Genomic DNA, 8,735 nt, shown 5'->3' with positions numbered 1-8,735 from the left:
TATTTTTTTGTTTTTTTATACGTGTGATTTTTTTCTTATCAACACGTATTGCATCCCATGAAGCCGGCGTAAGAATCCATCCATACTTTCCTTCCTTATATAACTGATGCATAAAAACTTTACCATCAATAAATTTCAATGGGTCTTCCGGAAGTGTTATTTCATAATGGCCAACCATGAAGGGTAAAGAATCTATATAAAACCAATCATAATAAATTTTTTTAATTACTACTTTCATTGTATCCTCTTTTCTAATTATAGAGATTATGTAAGGAGGATTATTTATGTTATTATCTAATGCAAGCATAAAAGCATAAACAGAATCTGCTTGCCAGGGGCAATTTTGATATGCAGATTCCGCTTCAGGTTTTGACGTATGTACAACATATTGCTCATTATTTTTTTTAATAAGTTTTTTACCTTCAAACAATCTAAAACGAATAGTATATGGAACAACACAGCTATCTACAGGACTTGGTTGAGCCCATAAATTGTTAGAAATAAATAACAGCAATAATATGTAATTAATCCGTAAACTCATTTGTAAATATATTTCCAATATTCATTACACCTTTTTGTAATCTTTCGAAAATCTTTTTTATCACCAGCTGCATTTTGACAAGATTTATATCATCCGTTTTCTGTTGTTGAATTTTAGGTACATGCAAATGTCCGGTTGGCATTTTTTTACCATTTCCTGCAGGTGTGGCTAACCATCGTTCTCTTAGTAAAGCTACTCTATAGAAAATTTCATTAGAAAGATATGTTCCTCCTGAACCATAATTGATAACAACATTCTTTTGAAGATAAGCTGGGGTTCGTTTATTTATTGAAAAATATTTAGGATCTTTTCTTTTATCAACTGGTTTTCCCAAGTCATCCCAAATATCCTGATTTTTATTTTCGTCGATATAAAAGCTTTGATTATAGAAAACATAAAATTTATTATTATCAGGATTGTACTCTATTGAAGGCACCATATCCTTAGGTAATGTAGTTTGTATCCAATTGAATTTTTTAGTTTCATCAACATTAGGGTTTGCATCCGTAAGAAGATCCAGACTAGTGCTATCAGCTAATCTTCGAGCCCCCATATTATCTGGTGAACCGCCACGTATAATCGTTGCAAAACGATCTATATTTAAAAAATCAGGTGCTAAATCCTGACTCATAGTCATAATTAAATCAACCTTCTTTGTACTATCTTTTATATAAGGTCCCAAATATTTTTCAATGATACCAATGCCATTACCAGCATCACCTTCATGTCCGTCGAAATCTTTGTATCGCACAGGTACAATCATTGTCTGAATAAAACCTATCGGATTGTTAGAATCATCCTTTATGATTTTATTATGTAAAGCCAAAGCTGTGGCACCTGACGGATTTCCCTGAAGAGGATTATCTTTTAGACCAAACGGGTCAAAGCCGGTAATCAATATTTTTTTAAGAGAAGGCTGTGAAGAAAAATCAACGCTTTTATATCCTCTTGACTTTTCTTCCATGCTAAGAATAAGTTGATCTCTTAATACAAAATCTTTTAGCACTGATGGATGATTTTTTAATGCAACCTCCATTTTCAAACGAGCCCAATACAGAATTCGATCATCAGCAATTCCATAATCATAAGCAGATGCTAAAGCCCTTGCCCGATCCAGAATCTGAGGTGCATAAAGGTTTACGGCATTAGTAAGTTTTGAAGCCGCACTCGTATCGTCAGGAACAGTAGTAACATTTACAGCGTTGACAAACGCATCTACTATATCCCCCATTTTTGTACCAGTCAAAGAATCATCCAAATCATAGATAAAATAATCTTCCCATAATTTTTTCTCACAAATCACAGCTCCATCAACAATAGGACTAGGAATCGTTTCTTTAACCTCAATAACTGTTGTTTCTGCCTCGTTTACATGAACAACAGTATATGGCTTATTATTAGCTGAAGAATCAACTATTGTTATTTTCTCTTTGGGGTATATACCAATTTTCCAACCTTGAATGGAAATTTTTTTATTTAATTGATCAATACCAACAATTGTGTATCGAGTATCATAATTTTTTGTCATCCCCCCTCTTACTTCTTCAGGATTTCTGCTATAAAAAGAAGGTAGTGGTTGCTGTGCAGCAAAGGCTGCAGAAGTATACATAGTTGCATTAGTCGAATAAATAAATATATCAGTTAAAGGATAACTGATTCTACTTATTCCGGATGTGTCTAATCCCTGTACTCCAATTTTATACTTTTCATATACTTTGCCATTGCTATCAGTAAAAGGACTTCCGGATACTTTTTCACAACGAACACTTTTCTGATTTAAACCAGAAATATTTTTCAAAGTATTATATTCAGCTTTTGTGATTCCTAATATAAGCCCGGCTTGTAATAAATTTGATGAAGATGCCGTTGTATCCGTTTGAAGATTAAATGTTAATACCTGCTCTGTATTATCAATAACTGTATTAAAGTTCAAATTCTGATTTGCGAATATTGTTTGAACTGCAAAAAAATCTTCAGACGCATTAACTCCACCTATTTGTGGTACGCGATTCGTATTTTCTTGAGAAGACACGAATAACGATGTCGGCATTTTATAAAATACTACCCTTCCATCTTCTGCCGGATCTGTAGATCTGAATTTTTCAAATGCAATTCCACTATCAGCTACAACTCCATAATTAAATGCACTGCCATCAATATACTTACTATCCAAAGAAGCCAACCATTGAGTAGGTTTTACAGTATTCCATAATATTATATTATCATCTATTGCAAATGCCAGATCAAGTGGATCGTCATATTTAATAACGGTATCCGGCCAGGTTGTAGCAGAATCTATTAGTCTGTTGTAGTTCAGCTTAATGATCCATGCTATTGGTTTCTTTTCTCCTGCTACAAGTGTATTTTCAATATTCGGATATGTGAAAACAATATCTTTTGTCCATGCGGCACCGCTTGTATCCAGAGAAGTAAGTAAGTTTAATCCCTGAACAAATTTTTCCGGATCGGCTGTAGTATTAGCCGGATTGAAAAGTTCTGAATCTGAAAATACCTTCAACTGTCCATGCTCCACAAACAACAACGGACTCCTGTTATCATTGATTCTTAATGTAAGATGAAACTCATTAACTTCATTCGTTGTTGCTACAGAGTCTGATTTGATTAACAAAGGCCATCCATTGGTAGCATACTGTGACGCAGAAAGCGTAGATGTAGTACCAGTCTGAATATTAGTTGTATCTGCTCCGACACCTTTATAGTTAGTATAGAAATTATACGAACGTTTGATCTCATTACGTATATCTATGTATAGTGTATTTGCTGTAGCAAATTTAGATACAACTGAATTGTAAATATCAATTCCTTTCTTCAATTCAAATACTGTCTCCTTAGCTTCAGGAACAGTTACTGTAGGATCATAGGAGGGATCAGAGAAAGATGGATCATGTAATTCAGCGCTGGAACCCGGGCCATATGAAGCAAAGTCCCGCGGAGGATCCTGAGTTACAGGTACACCATCATCACTTATAACAGGAACCTGTACAGATCCTTTTGCCGTATTGTGTATGCTGTAATAAACAGCAGGATCAATGAAACGGAGTATTTCTTCTCTTTTTACACGCTTGGCAAATTTCTCTGCATCCGTGGCTTCAGGCATTCCAACGACATTTATTTCATAGAATGGTTTCCTTGCCATGCTGAGATCCGGGTGATAATCCGGTTCATCCAGGATAACTTCAAAACCAAATTCAGCACCACCATCTGTATAAAAATCGCCAAGATATGTACCTCGTGAAACCTTTGAATATTGTGAATCTGCATCGATCCGGAAGAAGGCTGCATCTATCTTGTCTGTTGCAGTTTGAACAGTCGGATTCCATCCGATAAATTTGCTATAAAATGTATCGCCTTCCTGCTTATTTTCTTTTTCAAATATTTCCCAGGCTCTTTTAATATAATCTGATGCGCCGGTTTTGCTTCTTACCTTTGTGTCATCTTCATCTAAAAATGCATCTGCACGTAATCCGCGATAGATGAAATATTTTATAGGAGAGAAATCCAATCCCGGATTTTCTGAAGGTTTAAGAATCAGGTTAACTGTATTAACAGAAGATTTCTGGATAAAAATATCACCCTTTAAAACGGCAAAGGCTTTTACAGATTCAGTACTTGTGAAACCACTCGTTACTCTGAATTTATTTGAAGCATCTGCAGGATTAGGCCCAAAGGCCAATGCGGGTGATTGAGTAATTTTATTCAGTTCTGCAAAAACACAGGATTTAGGAATAAGAGGCATTTTATGAATACCAGCACTGCCTGAACCCTCTGGAGCATTTACATTGGTAATAATCGTGGTTTCATGTATGTTTTCACTTATAACCACGCCCGTAACACTACTGTTGATGGTTGCCTTGATTGTTACTTTACTTAATTGATCGGTTACATTAACACTGCCTTTAAATGTAACAGCAGTTTGTGTTCCCGTCGCAATTTCAGAGGTGCCCTGTACAACAGGTTGTTCAATACTAGTCCATGCATTGCTGGCAGATGGCGTAAATACCAAGTTCCAGTTATTCCCTGATTTTTTATACAACGCTTTTTCGGTAATGTCATTCCCAAGGAATGTTCTTGTAACCTCAACCATAATATCAGCTACATCAATAGAACCAATGCCTGCATTTATATCTACGAGAAAATTCTGAAAGGAAGAAGAATCCAATTGCATAGAGTTATCAAGATCCTCCCCATTGTATGGATTCCGAAAATTCACATTTGCAAAAACAATTTCCCTATAGGAAAGATTATTGGTAAATTCTGCACCAATACCATTAGTGGCACCATCATGCGGAGAAACCTGAACGAGCAGGAATATCTTTTGACCACATTTTAAATCCGGAACAAATTTCTGATCCCATTGCAACGATACTATTTTCTCTCCGCCTGCAGCCAAAGTATCCTGTGGCATAAAGACTTCACCTAAGAAATACGTTTCATTTGTTTCAAAAACTCTTATATCAACATGGTTATCAGGATCAGAATAATCAATAGAATATTGATCCAACCATTGCTGAGGGAATAAGAAAAGTGACTGGACAGCTGTATTTGTATCTTTATCAATAACACCTGTAGGAGCTTCTCCATCAGAAATCGCTACATAAAAACGTACCCAGGCATCCAGACTCTTCATACTGCCGTCGGGACCGCCATTACCAATGTTTTTTATCCGCGCGTACACATTTGCTTTATGCTGAGGAACAGTAATTGTCCACTGATCATTGTCAGTATGACCATTCTTTGCTTCAAACTTGATACAAACACTCTCCCCATCAATAAATTGCTCTTCACCTGTAATGGCAATTCCTGATGAAAATCCATCACCATCTTTTTTCCATTTAAACTTATCGGGATTACTACCGGAGCCAACAGAACTGATCTGAATGGTATAAACAGTATTTTCAAAACGAGCAGCAATAACCTTAAGATCATTCAGCCCGGTTCCTGTAAATACAGAATCTCCTGAATAAAGAGCAGGATTTTCATGCGGAGCAGCCTTAAGGTAATCAATTGGATTGGTAACATAATCTGCCGGTTGATTACGTATCCAGATATCCGGACTATTTATCGGATTAACAACCGGATTTGTAATATTTATTCCTTCATCTCCCAAATAATCCCGGACAACAAGATCACGATACTCATGTTTATAAGCAATAGCAGCCTTCACTGCTTCGGCAGCATCCAAACGCCCATAACCAGATCTATAGCTATAATATGGAATTAATCCACCGATTACACTAGTACCTACAGGAAAGGAAGAAATTAATTTATCGATGGTCAATGTATTTCCAGAAATATCTCTAACTATTCTGAATTCTGATGTCCCAATCTGAATTGCCTGACCAATACTAAAACCCTCAGGATCTAACACTCCTATACGAGTATCGCCAACATTAACGGCTATGCTTAAAGTAGTATTTCCAGTGCCAGGGTTCAGAAAACAAGTATCAGGATTGTATACAGCAATTGGAGAACTATTTTCTTTGGTGTTATATCCTGTACTGACAAGATCAAATGGCAATGCACTATCTCTCATTAATTGTCGTACTTCTACCCAACTCAAATTTTTATTTACGGATAATACTAATCCAGCTATTCCTGATGCTGTCGGACAGGAGGCCGAAGTCCCTCCCATCATATTAGCTCCTGATGCTCTACCTCCAATAACAGACGTTCCTGTTAGTTGCGTATAATATAGTTTACGATCAATACCTGATGCCGCATACCCTGCACTAAAAGCATCTTTAATCGTTATCGTTTGTCCATCAATAACTGACTCGATAATACGAGCCTCCCTTATATGTGGCTTTGTTGAAGAAGGTGCCCCAATAAATATTGCCTGTCCTACTTCCATACCTAAGGTAGATTCTACAGAAAGAGTCTCTGTACCAGCAGTGGCGGTTAAATTTAATCTAGTATTTATCTCACCTCCAATAACAAAAATAAGTTGATCTTCATATGATGATTCTGGTAAATTTAATGGGTAAACTAGTTCAATTTTTTGATTTATAAAATCAACATTTTTTATTTTATTTTTCTCTCTATTACTATTGTTTGAAGGGGTTCCAATTAAAATATCCTGCCCTATTAAAAATCCTTTTACAGAATTTAATGTAAGTATCTTTGATACTATATCAACAGAGCCAATTTGACTTGTTGATGAACCGACTTTAAATGTTGATAGAACATATATAGGTATATTAGTAAGATAGTCTTTATTTAAGCTAGTCTGTAATTGAACACGATAAAAAACTGGTATTGTAATGAACTCATCTTGGTTTGATATTTTTACAAATTCAATGGTATTATTATTATACACTCCATAGCCAGAATTATCTTTATCTATCAATAACCACTTACCAGGTACAAGGCCAGATGTATCATCAACATCTAAATAATTCTGGCCTGCATATGCATTTTTAAGCAATTTTATATTAAGTTTAGCAGGTGCTTCAGGTACACTACCCAATCCATCATCCTCAAGTATATTCAAAGTACATGGAGCGTATATAGAATAATATTGATCAGGCTTATGAATATTTTCTCTATAACCATCTGGGCCAAATCTTATCCATTCATGTGGATTATCCTGATTTCTTAAATAATCTGTATGACCAGGTGCACAAAATTCAATCACAGCTTTTGTAAATATTCCAAAAGTACTATAAGTAGTAAATATTTCTTCATTATTGTTATTCTGAGAAGATGCTCCAACAGCTATCATAAAATCCTGATATGCCAAATCAGTTGAAACAATAACGTCCCCAGAATTACCCGAAGAAGCAAAATTTAACATTCCACGACCTATTCGTCCATAAATACCTGCATTCTTAATACCTATTTTTACTATTTTATTTAGCTCATTAATAGGAAAAGGTAGACCATAACTGTGATTTGCTATATCAGGTGAATTTATCCCCCCTAGTAATGCAGGATAAAATAAGGCTGGTTTAGATGTGCCAGTAAAATAAGGATCTAAACCTGCCATCCATGTAAACATTTTAGCTGTGTTAGAAATATTGCCAGGATATTTTATTCCCATTAATTGCAAATTAGGGCCGACCCCGACGCTTCCTTCACCCCTATTTGATGCTCCAATGATACCTGCTACCATAGTACCATGATCATCAACTATTTCATCATTATTAGGAACAAGTCGAGTAAAATCATAAAAAGTTTTTACTTTATTATAAAAGGCTTTATGAGTCGGTGTTAAAGTATCATCCTGAAGTGTAACACTTTCTATCCCACTATCAACAACAGCAACTGTAATTTCTGAATCACCATATTCTATACCTCTATTCTTTAGCAAAGCCCAAGCCCCTTCTGTATTAATTATCTTATGGTTCCATTGCTCAGGAAAATATATATTATTTGGAAGACCATGATTAATAAATGGTGAAAAAATCTGAGGTTCAATATGATCAACTATTGTTTGATTTAACAGTTCAATTATTTGGTCTAAAAATTTAAAATCAGGAAAAGCTTTATATTTAAATATTATTGCCCCACCTGAATGTGATAGTCTTGATTCAAAATTAAAATTAAAGGTCTCTGCAAATTGCTGTAATTCTTCATCAGTTAATTTTTTTGATAAACCAACAATAATTTGCCCATTTAAAAATGCAATATTATTTATATCGTATTTAACAAGACAACCAATCTCTTTAATATAAGATAGTTGTGCGAGGTTATGCTTTTCCTTCTTTAATTCGGAAGTATTCAGAAAATCAGGAAAACGAATTACTCTATATTTTTGCCTTATTAACTTAGCAGAAAGTATTTCGTAAACAAGATTATGATTTTGAACATATTCATCTAATAAACTCGAATCCTCTTTTGAGGATAATAACAAACCAACTAGATTTTCAGGTTGATTAAATGGAATTAATGACATACCATTAAAATAGCTCTTCATACCTGGTAAACCAAGTACAATTGATTCAGAATGCTCTTGTTCATTTTCCCTAATATGAAACTGAATTGTATAATCTTTTAGACCTTCCTTTTGTACAAGAAGGTTGTATTGACCATGAGGCAGATCTCTATATATCCAACGCTGTGATACCTTTTCAGGAAGAATGTCTACAATATTTTCTTTATAAATCAATGTAATTAATGGTTCATCTATAAAATGATTATTATAATCTTTTATAGAAATAATCAAAAAGTGCGT

At 34.8% G+C, this 8,735-nt stretch carries 2 protein-coding genes; both read right to left on the bottom strand.

Going from position 1 to position 8,735, the window contains the following annotated elements; translation table 11 throughout:
- Positions 1–541, bottom strand: a 541-nt coding sequence (locus QZ824_RS09465) for a hypothetical protein (RefSeq protein ID WP_291275777.1), incomplete at its 3' end; no start/stop codon positions are given.
- Positions 525–8,726: a S8 family serine peptidase gene (locus tag QZ824_RS09460; protein ID WP_291275776.1), complete on the bottom strand. Its 8,202-nt coding sequence runs from the start codon at positions 8,724–8,726 to the stop codon at positions 525–527. The genes QZ824_RS09465 and QZ824_RS09460, both read right to left, overlap by 17 nt.
- Between the last annotated feature and the right edge of the window lie 9 nt (positions 8,727–8,735).

It is taken from the genome of Flavobacterium sp. (assembly GCF_021151785.1).
Lineage (GTDB): Bacteria > Bacteroidota > Bacteroidia > Flavobacteriales > Flavobacteriaceae > Flavobacterium.
Note: the sequence above shows the minus strand (reverse complement) of the source record. Positions and strands in the feature narration are given on the sequence as shown.